The 20,219-nt window shown below is 66.0% G+C and carries 15 protein-coding genes; 9 read left to right on the forward strand and 6 right to left on the reverse strand.

Translation table 11 applies throughout. The annotated features are described in order from the left end of the window. Nucleotides 1-8: 8 nt before the first annotated feature. The 6 genes from ISO4_RS04395 (at nt 9) to ISO4_RS04420 (ending at nt 8,991) form a co-directional block, all read left to right on the forward strand. Nucleotides 9-1,373, forward strand: a complete 1,365-nt coding sequence (locus ISO4_RS04395; protein ID WP_194855294.1) for a class II fumarate hydratase — start codon at nt 9-11, stop codon at nt 1,371-1,373. Nucleotides 1,374-1,430: 57 nt separating this feature from the next. Beyond that, entirely contained in the window at nt 1,431-3,065 is a 1,635-nt protein-coding gene (locus ISO4_RS04400) for a fatty acid--CoA ligase (RefSeq protein WP_067606278.1), read from the forward strand. Nucleotides 3,066-3,321: 256 nt separating this feature from the next. Further along, nucleotides 3,322-4,410: an efflux RND transporter periplasmic adaptor subunit gene (locus tag ISO4_RS04405; protein WP_194855295.1), complete on the forward strand. Its 1,089-nt coding sequence runs from the start codon at nt 3,322-3,324 to the stop codon at nt 4,408-4,410. Beyond that, nucleotides 4,410-7,514 (forward strand): efflux RND transporter permease subunit, encoded by a 3,105-nt coding sequence (locus tag ISO4_RS04410; protein WP_194855296.1) that lies wholly within the window; start codon nt 4,410-4,412, stop codon nt 7,512-7,514. The genes ISO4_RS04405 and ISO4_RS04410 overlap by 1 nt, the downstream gene beginning before the upstream one ends. Beyond that, nucleotides 7,486-8,160: a M48 family metallopeptidase gene (locus tag ISO4_RS04415; RefSeq protein ID WP_142947971.1), complete on the forward strand. Its 675-nt coding sequence runs from the start codon at nt 7,486-7,488 to the stop codon at nt 8,158-8,160. Before ISO4_RS04410 ends, ISO4_RS04415 begins: the two co-directional genes overlap by 29 nt. Nucleotides 8,161-8,172: 12 nt before the next feature. Further along, the gene (locus ISO4_RS04420) at nt 8,173-8,991 is read left to right on the forward strand and encodes a dehydrogenase family protein (RefSeq protein WP_323745333.1); all 819 of its coding nucleotides are present in this window, start codon (nt 8,173-8,175) and stop codon (nt 8,989-8,991) included. 7 nt (nt 8,992-8,998) lie between these two features. Here the strand turns inward: ISO4_RS04420 and ISO4_RS04425 are convergent, their stop codons facing one another. The 3 genes from ISO4_RS04425 to ISO4_RS04435 all read right to left on the reverse strand — a co-directional run bounded on the left by ISO4_RS04425 (nt 8,999) and on the right by ISO4_RS04435 (nt 11,951). After that, nucleotides 8,999-10,090 (reverse strand): glutathione S-transferase, encoded by a 1,092-nt coding sequence (locus ISO4_RS04425; protein ID WP_194855297.1) that lies wholly within the window; start codon nt 10,088-10,090, stop codon nt 8,999-9,001. 81 nt (nt 10,091-10,171) lie between these two features. Next, nucleotides 10,172-10,375 (reverse strand): transcription antiterminator/RNA stability regulator CspE, encoded by a 204-nt coding sequence (gene cspE / locus ISO4_RS04430; protein WP_142947974.1) that lies wholly within the window; start codon nt 10,373-10,375, stop codon nt 10,172-10,174. A 202-nt stretch (nt 10,376-10,577) separates the two neighbouring features. Then, a complete protein-coding gene (locus ISO4_RS04435) occupies nt 10,578-11,951 on the reverse strand; it encodes a WS/DGAT/MGAT family O-acyltransferase (protein WP_142947975.1) in 1,374 nt (457 codons plus the stop codon). A gap of 216 nt (nt 11,952-12,167) precedes the next feature. Here ISO4_RS04435 and ISO4_RS04440 point away from each other — a divergent pair, with 216 nt between their 5' ends. The 3 genes from ISO4_RS04440 to ISO4_RS04450 all read left to right on the forward strand — a co-directional run bounded on the left by ISO4_RS04440 (nt 12,168) and on the right by ISO4_RS04450 (nt 15,664). Further along, nucleotides 12,168-14,579, forward strand: coding sequence for an ExeM/NucH family extracellular endonuclease (locus ISO4_RS04440; protein ID WP_194855298.1), 2,412 nt, complete (start codon nt 12,168-12,170; stop codon nt 14,577-14,579). Between the two features lie 66 nt (nt 14,580-14,645). Next, nucleotides 14,646-15,023, forward strand: coding sequence for a MarR family transcriptional regulator (locus ISO4_RS04445; protein ID WP_228547914.1), 378 nt, complete (start codon nt 14,646-14,648; stop codon nt 15,021-15,023). 35 nt (nt 15,024-15,058) lie between these two features. Continuing rightward, entirely contained in the window at nt 15,059-15,664 is a 606-nt protein-coding gene (locus ISO4_RS04450) for an HAD family hydrolase (RefSeq protein WP_194855299.1), read from the forward strand. On the opposite strand, the gene ISO4_RS04455 is transcribed toward ISO4_RS04450, so the two are convergent. The 3 genes from ISO4_RS04455 to ISO4_RS04465 all read right to left on the reverse strand — a co-directional run bounded on the left by ISO4_RS04455 (nt 15,655) and on the right by ISO4_RS04465 (nt 20,202). Beyond that, nucleotides 15,655-17,469, reverse strand: coding sequence for an acyl-CoA dehydrogenase C-terminal domain-containing protein (locus ISO4_RS04455; RefSeq protein WP_142947978.1), 1,815 nt, complete (start codon nt 17,467-17,469; stop codon nt 15,655-15,657). The genes ISO4_RS04450 and ISO4_RS04455 overlap by 10 nt on opposite strands. Nucleotides 17,470-17,656: 187 nt before the next feature. After that, nucleotides 17,657-18,472 (reverse strand): SDR family NAD(P)-dependent oxidoreductase, encoded by an 816-nt coding sequence (locus ISO4_RS04460; RefSeq protein WP_142947979.1) that lies wholly within the window; start codon nt 18,470-18,472, stop codon nt 17,657-17,659. Between the two features lie 26 nt (nt 18,473-18,498). Continuing rightward, a complete protein-coding gene (locus ISO4_RS04465) occupies nt 18,499-20,202 on the reverse strand; it encodes a potassium/proton antiporter (RefSeq protein WP_142947980.1) in 1,704 nt (567 codons plus the stop codon). Nucleotides 20,203-20,219: the final 17 nt, after the last annotated feature.

Below are 20,219 nucleotides of genomic sequence, written 5' to 3' on the forward strand. Positions count from 1 at the left end.
GAGAAGTCATGAGCGATACCCGTTTGGAGAAGGATTCCCTGGGAGAGATCGAGGTTCCCGCCGAAGCACTCTGGGGCGCCCAGACGCAGAGGGCGGTGGACAACTTTCCGATCAGCGGCCGGCACCTGCCGGACCGCTTTATCCAGGCGGTGGTGCGTGTGAAGCGCTGCGCCGCCAACGTCAACGCCGACCTGGAGTTGCTTGACGACCAGCGCCGCCGGGCCATCGTCGCCGCCTGCGACGAACTGCTGGGCGGCGCCCACACCGACCAGTTTCCGGTGGACGTGTTTCAAACCGGTTCCGGCACCAGCACCAATATGAACGTCAACGAGGTGATCGCCCGGCTGTGCGGCGACGCCGGCGTGCACCCCAACGACCACGTCAACCTGGGGCAGAGCAGCAACGACACCATTCCCACCGCCATGCACCTGTCCTCGGTGATGGCGGTCAGCGAACAGCTGCTGCCCGACCTGGAACACCTGATCGCCACCCTGGGCCTGCGCGCCCGGGAGGGGAAAGACCTGGTGAAAACCGGCCGCACCCATCTGATGGACGCCATGCCGGTGACCGTGGAGCAGGAACTGCGCACCTGGGTGCTGCAGCTGCAGGCCGCCAGCGAGCGTCTGGCGCGCGCCCGCAACGAGCTGCACGCGCTGCCCCAGGGCGGCACCGCGGTGGGCACCGGCATTAATGCTCACGCGGAATTCGGCGACCGCTTCGCCGCCGCCCTGGCGGACGACACCGGTGAACCCTTCACCGCCTTGCCGTATCCTTCGGTGGCGCAAAGCGCGGTGGACGCGCCCTTGCACCTGTCCGCCGCCCTGCGCGGCCTGGCGGTGGTGCTGATGAAAATCAGCAACGACCTGCGCTGGATGAATTCCGGGCCGATTCACGGGTTGTCGGAGCTGCAGCTGCCGGCCACCCAGCCCGGGTCGTCGATCATGCCCGGCAAGGTAAACCCGGTAATCTGCGAGTCCGCCACCATGGTGGCGGCCCAGGTCATGGGGCTGGACCAGGCCAACACCGTGGCGGCCCAGAGCGGCAACTTCCAGCTCAACGTGATGCTGCCGCTGGTGGCCACCAATCTGCTGGATATGACCCGCTGGCTGGCCAACAGCTGCCGTAATCTGGCCGACCAGGCCATCGAAGGGCTGACCTGGAACCAGGAGCACCTGGCGGAAGGCGTGGGCCGCAACCCGATTCTGGTCACCGCCCTGAATCCGGTGATCGGCTACGAAAAGGCCGCCGCCATCGCCAAGGAAGCGTTTTCCACCGGTCAGCCGGTGATTGAGGTGGCGCTTGCGCACACCGATCTGGATCGCCAGCGTCTGGAAGCGCTGCTGGATCCCCTTAAACTGACCGGCCCGGGCTGAACCCGGGACCGTGACCCTGTTTCACTTTTTAATTTTTGTTTGGTGATGGAGAGAGCAATGAGTAACGACCTGACCATTCAGCGCACCGCCGAAGCGGTGGAATCGCCGCTGGTGATCAACAGCATTCTGGAATCCGGCGTGCGTAACGCTCCCGAGCAGGAGATTGTCTACGCGGACCAGCGTCGCATGAGCTACCGGGATCTGGAAGAGCGGGTCAACCGGCTCGCCGGCGCGCTGGCGGAGTGCGGGGTCAAGCCCGGCGACACCGTGGCGGTGATGGACTGGGACACCCACCGTTACCTGGAAGCGTTCTTCGCCATCCCGATGATGGGCGCGGTGCTGCACACGGTGAACGTGCGCCTGAGCCCGGAACAGATTCTCTACACCCTGAACCACGCCGAGGACGACGTGATTCTGGTGAACCGGGAGTTTCTGCCGGTTCTCGAGGAGCTGAAAGACCGCATCGAAACCGTCAAACGCTACGTGCTGCTGGACGACGAAGGCGGCAACCTGGATTCCCAACTGGACATCGCCGGCGAGTACGAAGCCCTGCTGCAACAGGCCCCGGCTGAATTCGATTTCCCGGAGCTGGACGAAAACACCCGCGCCACCACCTTCTACACCACCGGCACCACCGGCCTGCCCAAGGGCGTGTACTTCTCCCACCGGCAGCTGGTGCTGCACACCTTCGCCGGCCGCGCCGCGCTGTCCGGTTCCGGGCATGGACGCTTCAACCAGGACGACGTCTACATGCCGATCACGCCCATGTTCCACGTGCACGCCTGGGGCGTGCCCTATGTGGCGACGCTGCTGGGCGTCAAGCAGGTGTACCCGGGCCGCTACCTGCCGGAGACCCTGCTCAAGCTGCTGGTCACCGAGAAAGTCACCTTCTCCCACTGCGTGCCCACCATCATCCAGATGCTGCTGCAGGCCGAGGCCGCCAAGAACGTGGACCTGAAAGGCTGGAAGGTGATCATCGGCGGCTCGGCGCTGCCCAAGTCCCTGGCCAAGGGCGCGCTGGAGCGCGGCATCGACATCTACACCGGTTACGGCATGAGCGAAACCTGCCCGCTGATTTCCCTGGCGTTGCTGCCCCCGGAGCTGGAAGACGCGGACCTGGAAACCCAGGTGGACTACCGCACCCGCACCGGCCGCCCGGTGCCCATGGCGCAGATGCGGATCGTCGACGACAACATGAACGAAGTACCCCGCGACGGTAAAACCCAGGGCGAGCTGGTGCTGCGCGCGCCCTGGCTGACCCAGGGTTACCTGAAGGACGAGGACAACTCCAAGAAGCTGTGGCACGGCGGCTGGATGCACACCGGGGACATCGGCGTGATCGACGCCGACGGCTGGCTCAAGATCACCGACCGTATCAAGGACGTGATCAAGACCGGCGGCGAGTGGATCTCTTCCCTGGATCTGGAAGGGCTGATTCTGCAGCACGACGGCGTGGCCGAATGCGCGGTGGTCGGCGTGGAGGACCAGAAATGGGGCGAGCGCCCGGTGGCCCTGGTGGTCAAGGGCGGTGAAGTGGACGAAGACGCGATCAAGGAACTGGTCAGCCAGTACGCCGACAAGGGCGTGATCAGCCGCTACGGCATCCCCGACCGGGTGGTGTTCGTGGACGAGCTGCCCCGCACCTCGGTGGGCAAACTGGACAAGAAGAAGATGCGCGCCGAAATGGTGTGACACCCCCTGCCCGGGCCGGCGTCCGCCGGCCCGTTTTTCCTTCCCGTTGATCCGAATTTTCACCCTGCCAGAAGCGGAAACCGTGTAGGCTGCGGGAACCACGCTCACCGGACCGGGTCTGTTACCTGGCAGGCCCGGGGCGTTCGCGCGTGGGCCCGGCCAGGGACGGGCCGATATCCTAATGATAAACCGAGCGCACCTTAAGCCGGGCCGGCCTCAACAGGCACCGGGGTGCCTGTGAGCCTGGAGTAGAATAATGTTGCGAGTGATCGCGGGCCTGGCGGTGATCGCCGTGATGGCCGCCGTGGGTTGGTGGTGGCTGAGTGATGGGGAAAGCGCCGCCGCGCCGCAGCGTCCTCCCACGACGGTGAACGTGGTCCCCGCCATCAGCCGGCCGCTGAGCGATAACCTGGAAGTGGTCGGCACCGCCCGCGCCACCCGTGCCATTGTTCTGGTCACCCAGGTGGACGGCCGCGTCGACAAGATCCATTTCCAGGAGAGCCAGGACGTGGAGGCCGGCGACCTGCTGGTGACCCTGGATGCCCGCGCCGCCCGCGCCGAGACCGACCGCACCCGCGCCGACTACCAGCGCGCGCTCTCCGATTACCAGCGTGCATCAAGGCTGGTCGGCGGCAGCGCCATTTCCGAAGCGGAAGTCGCCAACCTGAAAACCACCATGGAGTCCGCCCGGGCCATCATGGAAGCCAGCCGCGTGGCGCTCGAGGACCACTCACTGCGCGCGCCGTTCGACGGCGTGGTGGGGCTGCGCCAGGTGGACGAAGGGGCCTTTTTGCAAGTGGGGGCGCCGGTCACCACCCTGGACAGCGTGCGCAACCTGGAGGTGAACTTTCAGGTGCCGGAACGTTACCTGTCCCGGATCCGCCCCGATCTGACCGTGGAAGTCACCAGCGACGCCTACCCGGACAAGGTATTTCGCGGCAAGATCGCCCTGCTCGACAGCCGGGTGGAGGCCGCCAGCCGCAGCCTCACGGTGAAGGCCCTGCTGGATAACGCCGACTCCCTGTTGCGTCCGGGCCAGTTCCTGCAGGTGTCGGTGTTGCTGGCGGAGCATCCGGCGCTGCTGGTGCCCGAACAGGCGGTGATCTCCCAGGGCGCGCAGAGCTACGTGTTCACCGTGAGCAACGACGACGTCGCCGAGCGGCTGCCGGTGAGTCTGGGCGGGCGTCGGGACGGCTGGGTGGAAATCACCGCCGGCCTGGACCAGGGGCAACCGGTGATCGTCAACGGCCACAGCCGCCTCGGCAGCGGCGCCCCGGTCAAGGTGGTCGAGGATGAGGGGGCTCTGATGCCCTCCCAGCGCGCGCTCCTGGAGGAGCCGGCCTGATGGTACTCAGCGATGTGTCGGTCAAACGGCCGGTCTTCGCCACCGTGGTCAGCCTGTTGATCGTGGTTTTCGGCATCAGCGCGCTGATGAAGCTGCCGATCCGCGAATATCCCGATATCGACCCGCCCCAGGTGTCCGTGGAAGTCACCTACGAAGGCGCCGCCCCGGAGGTGCTGGATACCCAGATCATCCAGGTGGTGGAAGGGGCCATCGCCGGCGTCGAGGGCGTCAGCCGTATAGAGTCCCGCTCGCGGCTGGGCTCGGCGCGCACCTCGGTGGAGTTCGATCTGGACCGGGACCTGGATATCGCCGCCAACGACGTGCGCGACGCCGTTTCCCGCATCATCAATCAGCTCCCTGAAGAAGCCGAAGCGCCGGTGATCGCGAAGAGCGACTCCGACGCCCGGCCGATCATCTGGGTGACGCTCAGCAGCGATACCCTGGCCACCCAGGAACTCACCGACTTCGCCGAACGCAGCCTGGTGGACCGCTTCGCGGTGCTCGACGGCGTGTCCGAGGTGAACATCGGCGGCGAGCGCCGCTACGCCATGCGGGTCTGGCTGGACCGCCAGCGCATGGCCGCCAACGGCATCGCGGTCAACGACATCGCCACGGCGCTGCGCGCCAATAACGTGGAGCTGCCCGCCGGACGCCTGGAGTCCGACAGCCGCAGCTTCACGGTACGCGCCGACAACCGGCTCGCCACCGTGGAGGAATTCCGCGATCTGGTGCTGCGTCAGCAGGGCAGCTACCAGTTGCGGGTGGGCGACGTGGCGCGGGTGGAGCTGGGGGTCGAGAACGACGACACCGAGCTGCGCGCCAACGGCGAGACCGCCGTGGGCCTGGGCATTATCCGCCAATCCAAGGCCAACACCGTGTCGGTCTCGGACAACGTGCGCGCCGAGATCGAGCGGATCCGCGAGAACCTGCCCGCCGACATCGCGCTGGACGTCAATTACGACGAATCCCTGTTTATCCGCGCCTCCATCCGGGAAGTGCTGATCACCCTGGGCCTGTCCATGACCCTGGTGATCCTGGTGATCTTCGCGTTCCTGGGCAACCTGCGCGCCACCCTGATCCCGGCCGTCACTATTCCGGTGTCGGTGATCGGCGCCTTCATGGGCCTGGGGGCGTTGGACTTCTCCATCAACGTGCTCACCCTGCTGGCGCTGATCCTCGCCATCGGCCTGGTGGTCGACGACGCCATCGTCATGCTGGAGAACATTCAACGCCGTATCGACGAAGGCGAATCCCGACTGGTGGCCGCCTACCTGGGGGCACGCCAGGTGGCGTTCGCGGTGGTAGCCACCACCCTCACCCTGGTGGCGGTGTTCGTGCCGATTTCGTTCATGGGCGGCGACGTGGGGCGGCTGTTCGGCGAGTTCGGCTTCACCCTGGCGGCGGCGGTGGTGATTTCCAGCGTGGTGGCGCTCAGCCTGGCGCCGATGCTGTGCTCGCGCTGGCTGCACCGCCACCGCAAGGAAGATGAAAACAAACACCTGCTCGAGCGGGGTCTGGCCCGTCTTAACGGTGGCTACGCCAGGGGCCTGAAGCGTTGCCTGGCCAACCCCTGGCCGGTGCTGGGCGTGGCGGCGCTGATCTGTGTGCTGGCCGGCCTGGCGTACACCGGTGTGCCCCGGGAGCTGGCGCCCACCGAGGACCGGGGCGTGTTCATCGTGCCGGCCACCGCGCCCCAGGGCGCCACCGCGGACTACACCACCCACCACATCAAGGAGGTGGAAGCCCTGATGCAGCCGTTGGTGGACAACGGCGAGGCCGAGCGGGTGCTGTCCATCGTCGGCTTCCGGGGGCAGCCGGAAAACGCCTTTATGATCACCCGGCTCAAACCCTGGGGCGAGCGCCAGCGCAGCCAGCAGGAGATCGTCCAGCAACTGCGCGGCGAGCTGGGCCAGGTGGCGGGCCTGCGCGCGTTCGCGGTGAACCCGCCGGGCCTGGGGCAGAGCGCCTTCAACCAGCAGCTTGAAGTGGTGATCGGCGGGCCGGACTACGAATCGGTGCAGCGCTGGAGCGAATCGGTGATGGCCTCCATGGAGGACAACCCCAACCTGCTCAGCGTGGATACCAACTACGAGGAAACCCAGCCGCAACTGAACGTGGAACTGAACCGGGAGCGGGCGGCGGACTTCGGCCTGTCCGCCGAGGACGTGGGCCAGACCCTGCAGGCCATGTTCGCCACCCTGCAGGCCTCCACCTATGTGGATCGGGGCCGCGAGTACGATGTGCTGCTGGAAGCTAACGAAAGCGAAGCGCGGGTGCCCGACGACGTTAATCCGATTTACGTGCGCACCGACGCCGGCGAGCTGGTGCCGCTGTCCAGCGTGGTGGATCTGAAAACCGTGGGCGCCTCGCCGGAACTGCGCCGGGTGGACCGGCTGCCGGCGATCACCCTGTCCGCCAACATGGCCGAAGGCTACGACCTGGGCCGCGCCATCGACTTCGTGGAGCAGACCGTCAACGACACTCTGCCGCTGGAAGCGCGCCTCAGCTACAAGGGCATGGCGGAGGAATTCACCGAGGCGTCGTCGGCGATCTTCATCACCTTCGGGCTGGCCCTGCTGATCGTCTTCCTGGTGCTGGCGGCGCAATTCGAAAGCTGGATCCACCCGCTGATCATCATGCTCACGGTGCCGCTGGCCATCGCCGGCGCGATTCTGGCGCTGCGGGTCACCGGCAACAGCCTGAACATCTACAGCCAGATCGGTATGATCATGCTGCTCGGCCTGATGGCGAAGAACGGCATTCTGATCGTCGAGTTCGCCAACCAGCTTCGGGATCAGGGTTACAGCGTGGCCGAGGCGGCCTACCAGGGCGCCATCATCCGCTTCCGGCCGGTGTTGATGACCGGGGTGTCGACCATCTTCGGCGCCGTGCCTTTGGTGCTGGCCACCGGCGCCGGCGCGGAAAGCCGCATCACCATCGGCGTGGTGATTCTCGGTGGTCTGTTGTTCGCCACCGTGCTCACCCTGTTTATTATTCCGGTGCTGTACGCCTGGCTGGCGCCCTACGCCAAATCCGCCGACGCCGTGAAACATCAATTGGAACAGGAGCTGCCCGGTGCACCGCGACAGTCCCCCGCCTCTTGAATACGAACTGGTGCGCAGCCGGCGGCGCTCTCTGGAAGTGCGGGTGCGCGTGGACGGCAGTGTGCAGGTGCGCGCTCCACTAAAACTGGCTGCCTACCGGGTGGAAGCCTTCGTGGACTCACGCCGGGACTGGATCCGTGATCAGCAGCAACGCATGGCGGCCCGGCCCCGGGTGCGCTGGCGCGACGGCGACCCCTGCCAGTACCTGGGTGAGCCGCTCACCCTGCGCGTCGCCGCCGCCGCCAGGGCGCGGGTGGCACGCCACGGCGACGAACTCCACGTGGGCGTGCCCGACCCCCACGACGAAGCCGCCGTCAGCCACGCCGTGCACGAGTGGTGGCGCGGGCTGGCGCGGACCCGCTTCCAGGAGAGCATCGAACGGCAGTTTCCCTGGTTCGCGGAACGGGGCCACCGGCTGCCGGTGCTGCGGGTGAAAAAGATGCGCAGCCGCTGGGGCTCGTTGTCCCGGCGCGGCTACATCAACCTGAGCCTGGCACTGATGCAGTACCCGCCGGCGGTGATCGACTATGTGGTGATGCACGAGCTTTGCCATCTGGAATACATGCACCACGGCCCCGCCTTCCACGCCTTGATGGACCGCCGGATGCCGGACTGGCCGGCCCGCAAGCGGCGCCTGGACGGCTGAGGTTTTACCCTTGTGGGCTATCTGTTCGGCATGTACCGCAAACTTTCTCGTTCCTTCGGCGGCGCGTTTACCGGCAAAAGCCTGGATTTCGGCGGCAGTGTCCTGCGGCCGGAAGCCACCGGCTACGGTTTGATCTACTTCCTGCAGAGCATGCTGACGCACCAGAACGAAAGCCTGAGCGACAAGACCGTGGCGGTGTCCGGCGCCGGCAACGTGGCCCGGCACGCCGCCGCCAAGGCGCTCGAGGAAGGCGCCACCGTGGTCACCCTGTCCGATTCCCGTGGCACCGTGCACGCCGGTAAGGGCCTGGATGAAAAACATCTCGAGGCGGTCGCCCGCATCAAGGCGGACGGCGGCGGCCTGGACCGGCTCGCCGACGACTTTGACGACGTCGATCATTATCAGGGTGAGCGCCCCTGGCGGTTCGACTGTGAGGTGGCGCTGCCCTGCGCCACCGAGAACGAACTGGATGAAGACGACGCCCGGCGACTGCTGGACAACGGCTGCCGGTGGCTGGCGGAAGGTGCCAATATGCCGTGCACCGCGGCGGCGGTGGCGGTGTTCCAGGACAGCGAGGTGTTCTACGCGCCGGGTAAGGCGGCCAACGCGGGCGGCGTGGCGGTGAGCGGCCTGGAAATGAGCCAGAACAGCCGCCGGGAATCCTGGTCCGCCGGCGAGGTGGACCGGCGGTTGCGCGACATCATGGAGCGCATCCACCGCCAATGTCTGGAACATGGCGGCGATGACACCCGTCCGGACTATCTCACCGGCGCCAGTGTCGCCGGCTTCCAGCGCGTGGCGCGGGCGATGCTGGGACAGGGCATTATCTAGCCCGGCGTCAGGCCGGGCGCACGGTGAGCTTGTGCTGGGCCAGGCGCGGCGGGTCCGGGAAGTCGATCAGCGCCTCGGCGCCGATATCGCGCAGGAACGTATCCGCCCGGCGGCGGCTGTCCGCGTCCAGGCCGTTCAGGTGGTCGCGCACCCGCTGGATCATCCACAGGCTGTAGGGGCGGATGATACGGCTGCCTTCGCGGCCCTCCAGGGTAAAGGCGTGACTGCCCAGCGCCCGGGGCAGGGTCTCGCCGGGGTGTTCCGCCATCCAGGCGCGCACGTGATGGGCCACGTCCACCATCGCCGGCAACATTTCCCTGGCCAGGCGCTTGAGCACCGGCAGCAGGGTTTCCGGGATGCGGTCGTTGTCGTCCAGCGGGGCGCGCAGGCCGCCGGGCTCGAAATGCAATTGCTCCACCCAGCGTGCCACGTTCGGCGCCCGTTCGCGCATCAGTTTGCCGGCCGTGGGGTCGCGGTACAGGTGGGCGTAGAGCGGCCCGATCAGGCCGAAATCCGCGATCGTCGCCTGGCTGCCCAGCAGGGCCGGGTGCTCGGCGAAATGGGCGTCCAGCTCGGCGAGCAGGTTCTCGTAGGCGGTCTCCACCGCGGGCACCATGTCCTCGGTGGCGCCCAGCAGGGTGGCCGCCTTGGAGAACGGCACCGCCAGTTTCTGGCCGATGGCCAGCTGGTTTTCCGCGGACTCGTCGGGGGCGTTCATGGCGCCGAATTCCGCCATCGCCCAGTCGCGGTCGTAGAACCACCGGTAATGCATGGCCGGAATCACCAGCCACTCGTCCCCGTAGGCTTCCAGCATCAGCGCCACCAGCTTGCGCAACGGCGTGGCCGGGTGCAGCGTCGGGCCGTCGTCGGTTCGCGCCGGTTCCAGGGTTTCGATGATCACCGTGCTGTCCTGGAGGATGCGACCGTTCCCATCGCGCAGCACCGGGATCACCGGCGCGCCCACCGCCGGCACGATCACCTGGCGGTAGACGTCGGCGGTGGAGAGTACCTCCTCGAACGGTATCGCGGCCCAGCGCAGGTAGGCGCGGACTTTTCCGGTGAAGTAACTGACTTCGGCCCCGTACAGCGTGGTGGTCATGGTCTGGTTCCTGGTTCCGTTTTTGGCGGGCAAGAAAAAACCCCGCATGAAGCGGGGTTCTTCCCGGACGTTGAGGTCGTCTTATTCGCCGACGACGTTCGCGGCCTGCGGTCCCTTGGGACCTTGCTGAATGTCGAAAGTGACTTTCTGACCTTCCGCCAGAGTGCGGAAGCCCGAGCCGTTGATCGCGCTGAAATGCACGAACACATCCGCGCCACCGTCATCCTGGGAAATAAAGCCGAAACCCTTGGATTCGTTGAACCATTTCACGGTACCAGTAGCCATTGAATCAATACCTCGAAAAAACTGAACATAGGGTGTTGCTTGCAAACCAGGAGGGGGTGTTCGGAGACTTCTTGGGCTTCACGCGAAGGAAGGCAACTACCAAAACCAACCACTGCCAAATCTGCAGCAATTTGACTTTACTACCCTTTTTTGCGCCGTTCCAAGCCTTTTTTTGTTAAACGCGGCCGGCGTCGCGCCGGGCTTATTTGAACCCGGCGGCGATCTCCAGTTCGCGTATCGATTGCTCCAGATAATCCAGCAGACGCTGCATGGACGGCAGTGTCCGGCGGCAGGCAATCAGCCCGAATTCGATCTGACCCCGGTAACTGGTCAGCGTCATGTTCAAGGCGATGCGGTCCAGCACGATGGACACCGGGTACATGCCCTCCAGCCGCGCACCGTTCCAGTACAGCGGCTCGCGCGGCCCCGGCACGTTGGAAATAATCACGTTGAAGGCACGCCATTTCGGCGCCAGGCCGGTGAGCAGATTCAAGCCGGTGGGCGCCATGCTGAGCGCGGTGAAATTAAGAATTTCTTCCGGGCTCATTTGCGAGAAACGCTTCTTCGCCTCGCGCACCGACGCCTGCACCACACGCAGACGGTTGGCCGGGTCGCAGATGTGCGTGCCCAGGTTGGCGAGGATCATCGCGATCTGGTTGCCGCCGGCGCTGTCGTCCTTGCGCAGGGACATCGGCACCATGGCGATCAGCGGGCGGTCGGGCAGGGCGTTCTGGCTGATCAGGTATTCCCGCAGCGCGTGCCCGCACATGCTCAGCACCACATCGTTGAGGGTGCAGTTAAAGGCGCCGGACAAACGCTTGAGGCGATCCAGCGAATAACTCTGCGCCGCGAACCGCCGGGACCCGGTGATGCACTGGTTCAGAATGGTGTCCGGGGCCTGGAAGATGGAAACGAAATTGGGGTCGTCCTTGGCCTTCTGGGTAACGCTGTAGATCTCCCGGGCGAGCGCCGGCACCGTGGCGATCTGGCGGCTGGCGCCAGTGGTCAGACGGGCCAGGCTGCTGACCGCGTCCACCGGGTTGCTGGGCAGGCCCCGGCCGCGCTTCTTCGGCTTGTAGGCCCACACCGGCGGCAGATCCCGCTCTTCCGGGTCCGGCGACAGCGCGCGCATGCCCATGCGCATGGCGGAGATACCGTCCACCACCGAGTGGTGCACCTTGGTATACAGCGCGAACTGACGGCCGCGGATGCCCTCGATCAGATGGGCTTCCCATAGTGGCCGCTCCCGGTCCAGCAGGTTGGAGTGCTCCGCGGACACCAGCGACAGCAGCTCACGGATGCGACCGGGTTTGGGCAGCGCTTCATGGCGGAAATGGTGATCCATGTCGAACTGCTGGTCTTCCATCCACTGGTACTGGCCGAAGCGGCGGGTCAGGCGCTGGTTGAAGGGCGGTTCCGGCGAGGAATACTCGCGGATCGAGCGCGCCAGCTCGCTGACGTACTTGGGGCCGGCGCCCTCCGGAAATGAAAACAACTGCAGTCCCGCCACATGCATCGGCTGCTGGCGTTTCTCCAAATACAGAAACAGTTGATCCACGGGACTCAACGTTTTCATGCCATCCCCTTTTTATTATGGAAAGTGGTGATTGCTTTCATATTAGCAGAGCCTTTCCGGCCTGACTGTGCCTTCCTTGTAAGAGTTCCAAGGTACCTTGGAGGTTCGGGTAATGCTCGTAAAATCATGGGTTGCAAGATATCTGCCATGGTCTCGCCACCCGCCGGTCATACCCGTTCCCCAGTCTGAGACCGACATCCAAAGGCGGAGCCAGACATGAAGGCGTTATCCTGGGTAATCGCCGGCACCTTGGTGGCCGGTGGCGTTCACGCGGACGTTCTGATCAGTGAGTATGTGGAAGGCAGCGGCTTTAACAAGGCCCTGGAGCTGTATAACGGCGGCGCCGACACCGTCAGCCTGGACGGCTACCGCCTGGAACGCTACTCCAACGGCGGCACCGACGCCTCCGGCGTGCTCGAGCTGGACGGCGAGAGCCTGGCGGCCGGGGCGGTATTGGTGATCGTCAGCAGCCAGGCCGGCGCGCCGCTGAACGGGCTTGGCGATATCAGCAGCGGCGTGATCAGCCACAACGGCGATGACGCCTATGTGCTGCGCGACGCCGACGGCGTGGTCGACAGCTTCGGCCGTGTCGGCGAGGACCCGGGCAGCGCCTGGGGCAGCGGCGACACCACCACCGTCAACCAGACCCTGCGCCGGCTGGAAACCGTCACCACCGGCGATACCGTGATCGATGACGCCTTCGACCCCGCCGACCAGTGGCGGGCCTTTCCCGAGGATACCCTGGACGGCCTGGGCGTGTATGGCGAAGGGGCCGGTGACGGTGGCGACGACGGCGGCGATCCGCCCCCGGCGCTGGGCGCCTGCGGCGACGCCGACACACCGCTGTCGGTGGTGCAGGGCAGTGGCGCCAGCACCCCCCTGGACGGCGAAACCGTGGTGGTGGAATCCGTGGTCAGCGCCGTCTACCCGGACCTGGACGGCTTCTTCCTGATGGAACCGGTCGCCGACCGGGACGACAACCCGGCCACCTCGGAAGGCCTGTTCGTGTACGCCCCCGACGCGGCGGTGAACCCCGGTGAGCGGGTCCGGCTGGCGGGCACCGCCGGCGAATACTTCGAGCAGACCCAGGTGAGTCTGCAGGGGGAGCCGCTGGTCTGCGCGGTGGAGCAAACCCTGGAGCCGGTCGCCTTCACGCTGCCGTTCGCCGATTGGAGCGCCCCGGAAGCCCTGGAAGGCATGCTGGTGAATGTCAGCCAGACGCTCACCGTCACCGAGGTCTATGATCTGGCGCGTTTCGGCAGCGTGGTGCTCGCCGAAGAGCGCCAGTGGATCCCCACCCAGGTGGCGGAACCGGGCGCCCCGGCGAAGGCGGTGGCGGACCGCAACGCCCTGGGCAGTATCGTTCTTGATGACGGCCTCAACATCCAGAACCCGGAGCCGGTGCGCTATCCCGAGGGCGGTCTTGCCGCCACCAATACCTTGAGGGTGGGTGACCGGGTCGACCCGGACTTCCACGCCGTTGTCAGCTACAGCTTTGAAGAGTGGCGGCTGCAGCCGGTGGACGAAATCACCTTCCGCGCCGCCAACCCGCGCCCGGCGGCGCCGCCCCGGGCGCCGGGCAGCAACCTGCGGGTGGCCGCCTTCAACGTGCTTAACTTCTTTAACGGCGACGGCCAGGGCGGCGGCTTCCCCACCGCCCGCGGCGCCGACAACGCCGAGGAGCTGGCGCGCCAGAAAGCCAAGCTGGTGGCGGCGCTCACCGCCCTGGACGCGGACATCATCGGTCTGATGGAAATCGAGAACGACGGCTACGGACCGGATTCGGCGATCGCCGAACTGGCCGAGGCCCTGGGGCCGGCGTGGCGCTTCGTGGCCCACGGCGAGGCCGGGCTGGGCAGCGACGCCATCGCCGTGGGGCTGCTCTACCGCGATGATGTGGTGGCCGAGGCCGGCGAGGCGGCGACCCTGGACACCGGTGCCTTCGGCAACGAGACCAACCGCCAGCCGCTGGCGCAGAGCTTCCGCCTGCTCAACAACGACCAAGTGCTGACGCTGGTGGTGAACCACTTCAAGTCCAAGGGCAGTTGTCCGGACGACGGCGTCAACGCGGCCCAGGACGATGGCCAGAGCTGCTGGAACGCGGAGCGCACCCAGGCCGCCGAGGACCAGCTCGCCTGGCTGGCCGGGCAGCCCACCGGGGTGGCGGACGAGGATGTTCTGGTGCTCGGCGACCTGAACGCCTATGCCCTGGAAGACCCGGTGCGGGCCTTCCAGGACCAGGGCTTCGTGGATCTGCTCACCCGCTTCCAGGGCGACCAGGCCTACAGCTACATCTTCGACGGCGAAACCGGACATCTGGATCACGCCCTGGCCAGCCCGTCCCTGGATGCCCGGGTGGTCGACGCCGGCGCCTGGCACATCAACGCGGACGAACCCCGGGCGCTGGATTACAACCAGGACTTCAAAAGCGATCAGCAGATCGACGACTTCTTCGCCGCCGATGCCTACCGGTCGTCCGACCACGACCCGCTGCACGTCGACCTGAACCTCACCGCCGACGACGGCGAGGCGGCCCCACCGGCCGACGACGACAGCGGCGGGGGCGGCGGCCTGGGCTGGCTGTGGCTGGCCCTGGTGTTGGCCGCCGGGCGCCGCCGCCGCGCCTGATCCGGCGTCGAGACCCTTCCCGCTTTCCGTTATCATCGGCGATTCAACGGAACGGGAAGGGCCCTAATGCCAAAAAAATACGCCGACCGTCGTCGCCGCGCCTTTGTGATCGCCTTGCAGGAATCCGACGCCCACTGGGGCGCCCTGTTCGGTGATGAGGTGTTCTACGATCTGAACTATTCCGATCTTTTCACCCGCATGTGGCTGGCCCGGGACCGGGCGTTCACCAAAACCGAGCTCTACCGTTTCATGCCCAAGGTCAGCCACCGCACCGCGGTGAAGTACGTGCAGACCGCCATCGAGAAGGGCCTGCTGGACGAGACCGTGGACGACCAGGACCGCCGCCGGCGGCGCATCACCATGTCGCCGCAGCTGCTGAAAGTGATCGAGGATTTCCTCGACGCCTCCCTGCAGACCTTCGAGAAGCGCCGGGTCTTTTCTTGACGACGCCTTGCGGGCGCCGGCCGCAGACTGCCGGAATGACGACTGCGACCCCCCAACGGTTCGCCGCCGTGCTGTTCGATCTGGACGGCACCCTGGCGGACACCCGGCTTGATTTCACCGCCATCCGCGCCGAGGTCGGCGTGCCCGAGGGCATCGGCGTGCTCGAGTACCTGGACCGGCTGGAGGACGCCGCCCGCGCCGAGCAGGGCCGCCAACGCCTGCACGAGTTCGAGATGCGCGGCGCCGACGCCGCCGAATGGATCGACGGCGCCGAGTCCCTGCTGCAACGGTTGGCGCGGGCGCGGGTGCCCACCGGCATCCTCACCCGCAACAGCCGGGCCGCGGTGGCCCGCACCGGCGAGATTCTGGATCTGGCGGTGGACTGCATTCTCACGCGGGAGGATTGTGCCCCGAAACCGGATCCGGAGGGGCTGTTGATGCTCAGCCGGCGATTGAGCGTGCCGCCCGAGGCGTGCGTGTACGTGGGGGATTTCGTCTACGACCTGCAGGCCGCGCGCAACGCGGGCATGGCCGCGTGTCTATTGCGCAACCCCGGCAACCAGCGGTTCGTCGATCAGGCCGATCTGGTGATCGACCGTCTCGACGAACTGCTGCCGCTGGCCGGGCTGGATCACTCGTAGTCGAACGAGAAGTGCTCCGGCGCCAGCTGCATGGTGCTCTTGGTGGGTTTCAGTGCCGCTTCCGCGTGGCCCTTGGCGGTGGGCAGCATGCGCTCGAAGAAGAACTCCGCGGTGGCCAGCTTGGCCTGGTAGAACTCCTTCGGCTCGGCGCCGCCGTGCTCCAGCTTGTCCGCCGCCACTTTCGCCTGCAGCGCCCAGAAGTACGCCATCATCGCGTAGCCTGAGTACATCAGGAAATCGTGGCTGGCGGTGCCGACCATCTCCCGGTCCTTGGCGGCGTTGAGCATGATGCGGGTGGTCAGGTAGTTCCACTCGGCGGCGATCTTCAGCAGCTTCCAGGCGTAGGGACGCAGCTGGCCGTCGCGCAGGTTCTTGGTGCCGAAATCCACCAGCTTCTTGGAGAAATCGCGGACGCACTTGCCGCGGCTGGAGAGCAGCACCTTGCGGCCCAGCAGGTCGAGGGCCTGAATGCCGGTGGTGCCCTCATAGAGCGTGGCGATGCGCGCGTCGCGCACGATCTGCTCCATGCCGTGTTCCTTGATGTAGCCGTGGCCGCCGAAAATCTGCATGGCGTCGTTGGCCACTTCCAGGCCCTTCTCGGTGAGGAAGCCCTTCAGGATCGGCGTCAGGAAGCCCAGCTCGCTGTCCCAGCGATCGTATTTTTCCTGATCGTCTTCCAGCATCCCGGAGATCATGTTGTCCGCGTACTGGGCGGCGAAGTAGATCATCGCCCGGCCGCCCTCGGCGATCGCTTTCTGCTTGAGCAGCATGCGGCGCACGTCACCGTGGTGGATCAGGGCGTCGGCCACCGCGTCCGGGTCTTTCTTGCCGGACAGGGCGCGCATGGAACGGCGTTCCTTGGCGTAGGGCAGTGAACCCTGGTAGGCCAGCTCGGCGTGGGCGATGCCCTGGCAGGCGGTGCCGATGCGCGCCGAGTTCATGAAGGTGAACATGCACTCCAGGCCCTTGTTCTCTTCGCCGATCATAAAGCCGGTGGCCTCGTCGAAGTTCATCACGCAGGTGGCGGACGCCTTGATGCCCATCTTCTTTTCCAGGGAACCGCACACCACGCCGTTGCTCTCGCCGATCTTGCCGGGCAGGTACTTGGGCACGATGAACAGGGAAATGCCCTTGGTGCCCTTGGGCGCATCCGGCAGACGGGCCAGCACGATGTGAACGATGTTCTCGGTGAGATCGTGGTCGCCGGAGGAAATGAAGATCTTGGTGCCGGTGATCTTGTAGGAGCCGTCCGCCTGGGGCTCCGCCTTGGTCTTCACCTGACCCAGGTCGGTGCCGCACTGCGGCTCGGTCAGGCACATGGTGCCCGCCCAGGTGCCTTCGGTGAGGGGCGTCAGATAGGTGGCTTTCTGATCCTCGTCACCGTGCAGCTGAATGGTGTTCATGGCGCCCAGCGACAGGCCCGGGTACATGGCGAAGGGCCAGTTGGCGGTGCCCATCATTTCCTGCTTGAACAGGCCCAGCGACATGGGCAGGCCCTGGCCGCCGTACTCCGCCGGGTGGGACAAGCCCTGCCAGCCGCCGGCCACGTACTCCTGGTAGGCTTCTTTATAGCCCTTGGGCGTGGTGACCTGGCCGTCTTCCAGCTTGCAGCTCTCGTGATCGCCACTGTGGTAGAGAGGACCGATGGTGTTCTCGCACAACTTGGCCAGCTCGCCAAGGATCGCTTCCACCATGTCCGGCGTGGCTTCCTCGCCGTTGGGCAGCGTCTTGTAGTGGCTCTCGAAGTCGAACACTTCATTGATCAGAAAGCGCATATCGCGCAGGGGGGCCTTGTAGGTCGGCATAACACACCCTCGTCAGCAATTCCGGACGCGAACCGGAGGGTTCGCTTCACAACAGCCCGGCATTCTTAGCGAACAAGCGTTGACTGACATTGACGGAGCAGCGGTGTGTCGCGGCTACAGGGTGAATCGGCGCTTTGTAAGCGCCTTGAGAACGGCTATACACAGAGTTGAACGGCCGGCGGCGGGCTCAGCCCTTGTCCTTGCCCTTCCAGCTGTACATGGAGGTGGAAACGCCGGTGCGCCGGGCCACCTGATCCCAGAGCTTGCGCGGCAGCACCCCCTTGAGCAGCTCCACGGAGCGGGCCATGGGCGGCTCGATCACGAACGCTTCCCCCTTGGCCACCCCGTTGAGAATGCTGTCGGCCACCCGGTTGGGCGTCAGCATGGGCGAGAACAGCGGCGTTTTAACGCCCTTGAACATGCCCGTGGCGATGTAGCTGGGACACACGGTGGTCACCTTCACCTGTTTCAGGCCGCGCTCCAGCATCTCCAGGCGCAGGGATTCGGAAAAGCCCACCACCGCCCATTTGCTGGCCGCGTAGGTGCTGCCGTAGGGCAGGCCGATAAACGCCGAGGCGCTGGCGATATTGACCAGATGGGCACGCGGCGCGGCGATCAGATCGTCCATGAAGGCGTGGGTGCAGGCCATCAGCCCTTCGCTGTTGACCTTGAAGGTGTCCAGGTGGCGCTGCAGGTCGACCTGTTCGAATTCGCCGCCGAACACCACCCCGGCGTTGTTGATCAGCATGCTGATCGGGCCGCGCTCTTCGTGCAGCTTGTCGCGGAAACGGGCGATGGTGGCGATCTTGCTCACGTCCAGGGTGTAGGCGTGGGCGTTGCCGCCGGCGTTACGGATGCACTCCACCACCTCGCGGGCGGCGGCGATGCGCCGCGCGGTGACGATCACTTCGGCGCCCCGGGCGGCCAGCTTCTCCGCCATCAGGCGGCCGATGCCGGCGCCGGCGCCGGTGATCACAACACGGTGGTTATCGAATCGGGTCATGGGCGCTCCAGTGAAGGTTGCGAAGATTATTTGGGCAGTTTGATGCCGATCAGCAGCACGCGGCCCTGCTCCACGGTGCGGGCGCGCAGCTTGAGGCCGCCCAACCGTACCGTGTCGCCCACCACGGCCTGCTGGCCGAACTGCCGCTCGAACACCGCCTCCACGGTCAGGCCGTGCAGCAGAGGGTCGATCTGCTCGATGCCGTACACCGCCACCAGCTGCTCCACCGGCACGCCGCCGCGCACGAAGAAATCGCCGTAGAAGCGCTTCTCGTCCTTGGAGAGACGGTGGCACAGATCCGATAAATAGTCGCGCTCGCCCACCGGCGCCAGCCAGGTGACCAGATCACCGGCCTCGATCACCGGGTCCTCGGCCAGGTTGCGGAACTCCTTATTGCGGATAATCAGCAGCGGCGTGATGCGCGGCGTGGTGATCGCCCCCAGCCGCTGGCCTTCCGCCTTGGCGGAGGCGTCCACCTCGAACTGCATGACATAGCGGTCGCCGGTGGCCGCCAGCGGCACCATCTGTTTGGGCGGTGTGGTGGCCGGCACCGATACCTTCAACCAGCGCGCCATGTAGCGCAGGCTGGCGCCCTGGGCGAGCAACGAAATCAGCACCACCACCAGGGTGATGTCGAACAGCAGCCGGGTCTGGCCGACGCCGGCCAGCAACGGGAACACCGCCAGCACAATGGGCACGGCGCCGCGCAGACCGGTCCAGGAAATAAACAGCTTCTCGCGCCACTTGAAACGGAACGGCAGCAGGCTGACCCACACCGACAGCGGGCGCGCCACCACCATCAGGAACAGCGCCACCAGCAGGGCATTGATCAGGCCGTCGCCGATCAGCTCCGAGGGCGTCACCAGCAGCCCCAGCATCAGGAACATGCCGGACTGGGCCAGCCAGGCCAGGGAATCCATCGAGCGCAGCACGTTGTCGCCGGTGCCGCCGCGCCGGTTGCCCGCCACCAGGCCGGCCAGGTACACCGCTAGGAAACCGCTGCCGCCGGCCAGGTTGGTGGTGGCGAACACCATGGCGCCGCCGCTGCACAGCAGCAGGGCATGCAGGCCTTCGTTGCTGCGCGCGCGCAGCAGAATCTCGCTGAGCAGCGCGCCCAGACCCAGGCCCAGCAGCATGCCCAGGCCGAACTGCTGGATCAGGGTAATCAGCATTTCCCAGCCGAAGCTGACCTCCGGGTTCATCATCACCCCCACCAGCATCAGGGTGATAAAGATCGCCATGGGGTCGTTGAGGCCGGATTCGATCTCCAGGGTGCTGGCCACCCGCTCGTTGATGGTCACGCCGGCGCCCTTGACCACATTGAAGACCGCGGCGGCGTCGGTGGAGCCGATGATGCCGCCCAGCAGCAGGCCCAGGCGCCAGTCCACGTCCATCAACCAGGTGGCGAAGGCGCCCACCAGCGAGGCGGACAGCATTACGCCCACGGTGGCCAGGCTGAGCGCCGGCTTCAACGCCAGGCGGAAGGTGGTCAGCCGGGTGCGCAGGCCGCCGTCGAGCAGAATAATCGCCAGGGCGATGTTGCTGACCACATAGGCCAGCGAGAAATCATCGAACTGAATGCCGCCGATACCGTCTTCGCCGGCCACCATGCCCACCACCAGGAACACCAGCAGGGAGGGCACGCCGATGCGCGCACTCAGGGTGCCCAGCAGCAGCCCCACGAACATCAGGCCGGTGCCGATCAGCAGGAAAACGTTCAGTGATTCCAAATGCGCTCCGGGAATAT

Source organism: Alloalcanivorax venustensis ISO4 (genome assembly GCF_015356855.1).
Taxonomy (GTDB): Bacteria; Pseudomonadota; Gammaproteobacteria; order Pseudomonadales; family Alcanivoracaceae; genus Alloalcanivorax; species Alloalcanivorax venustensis.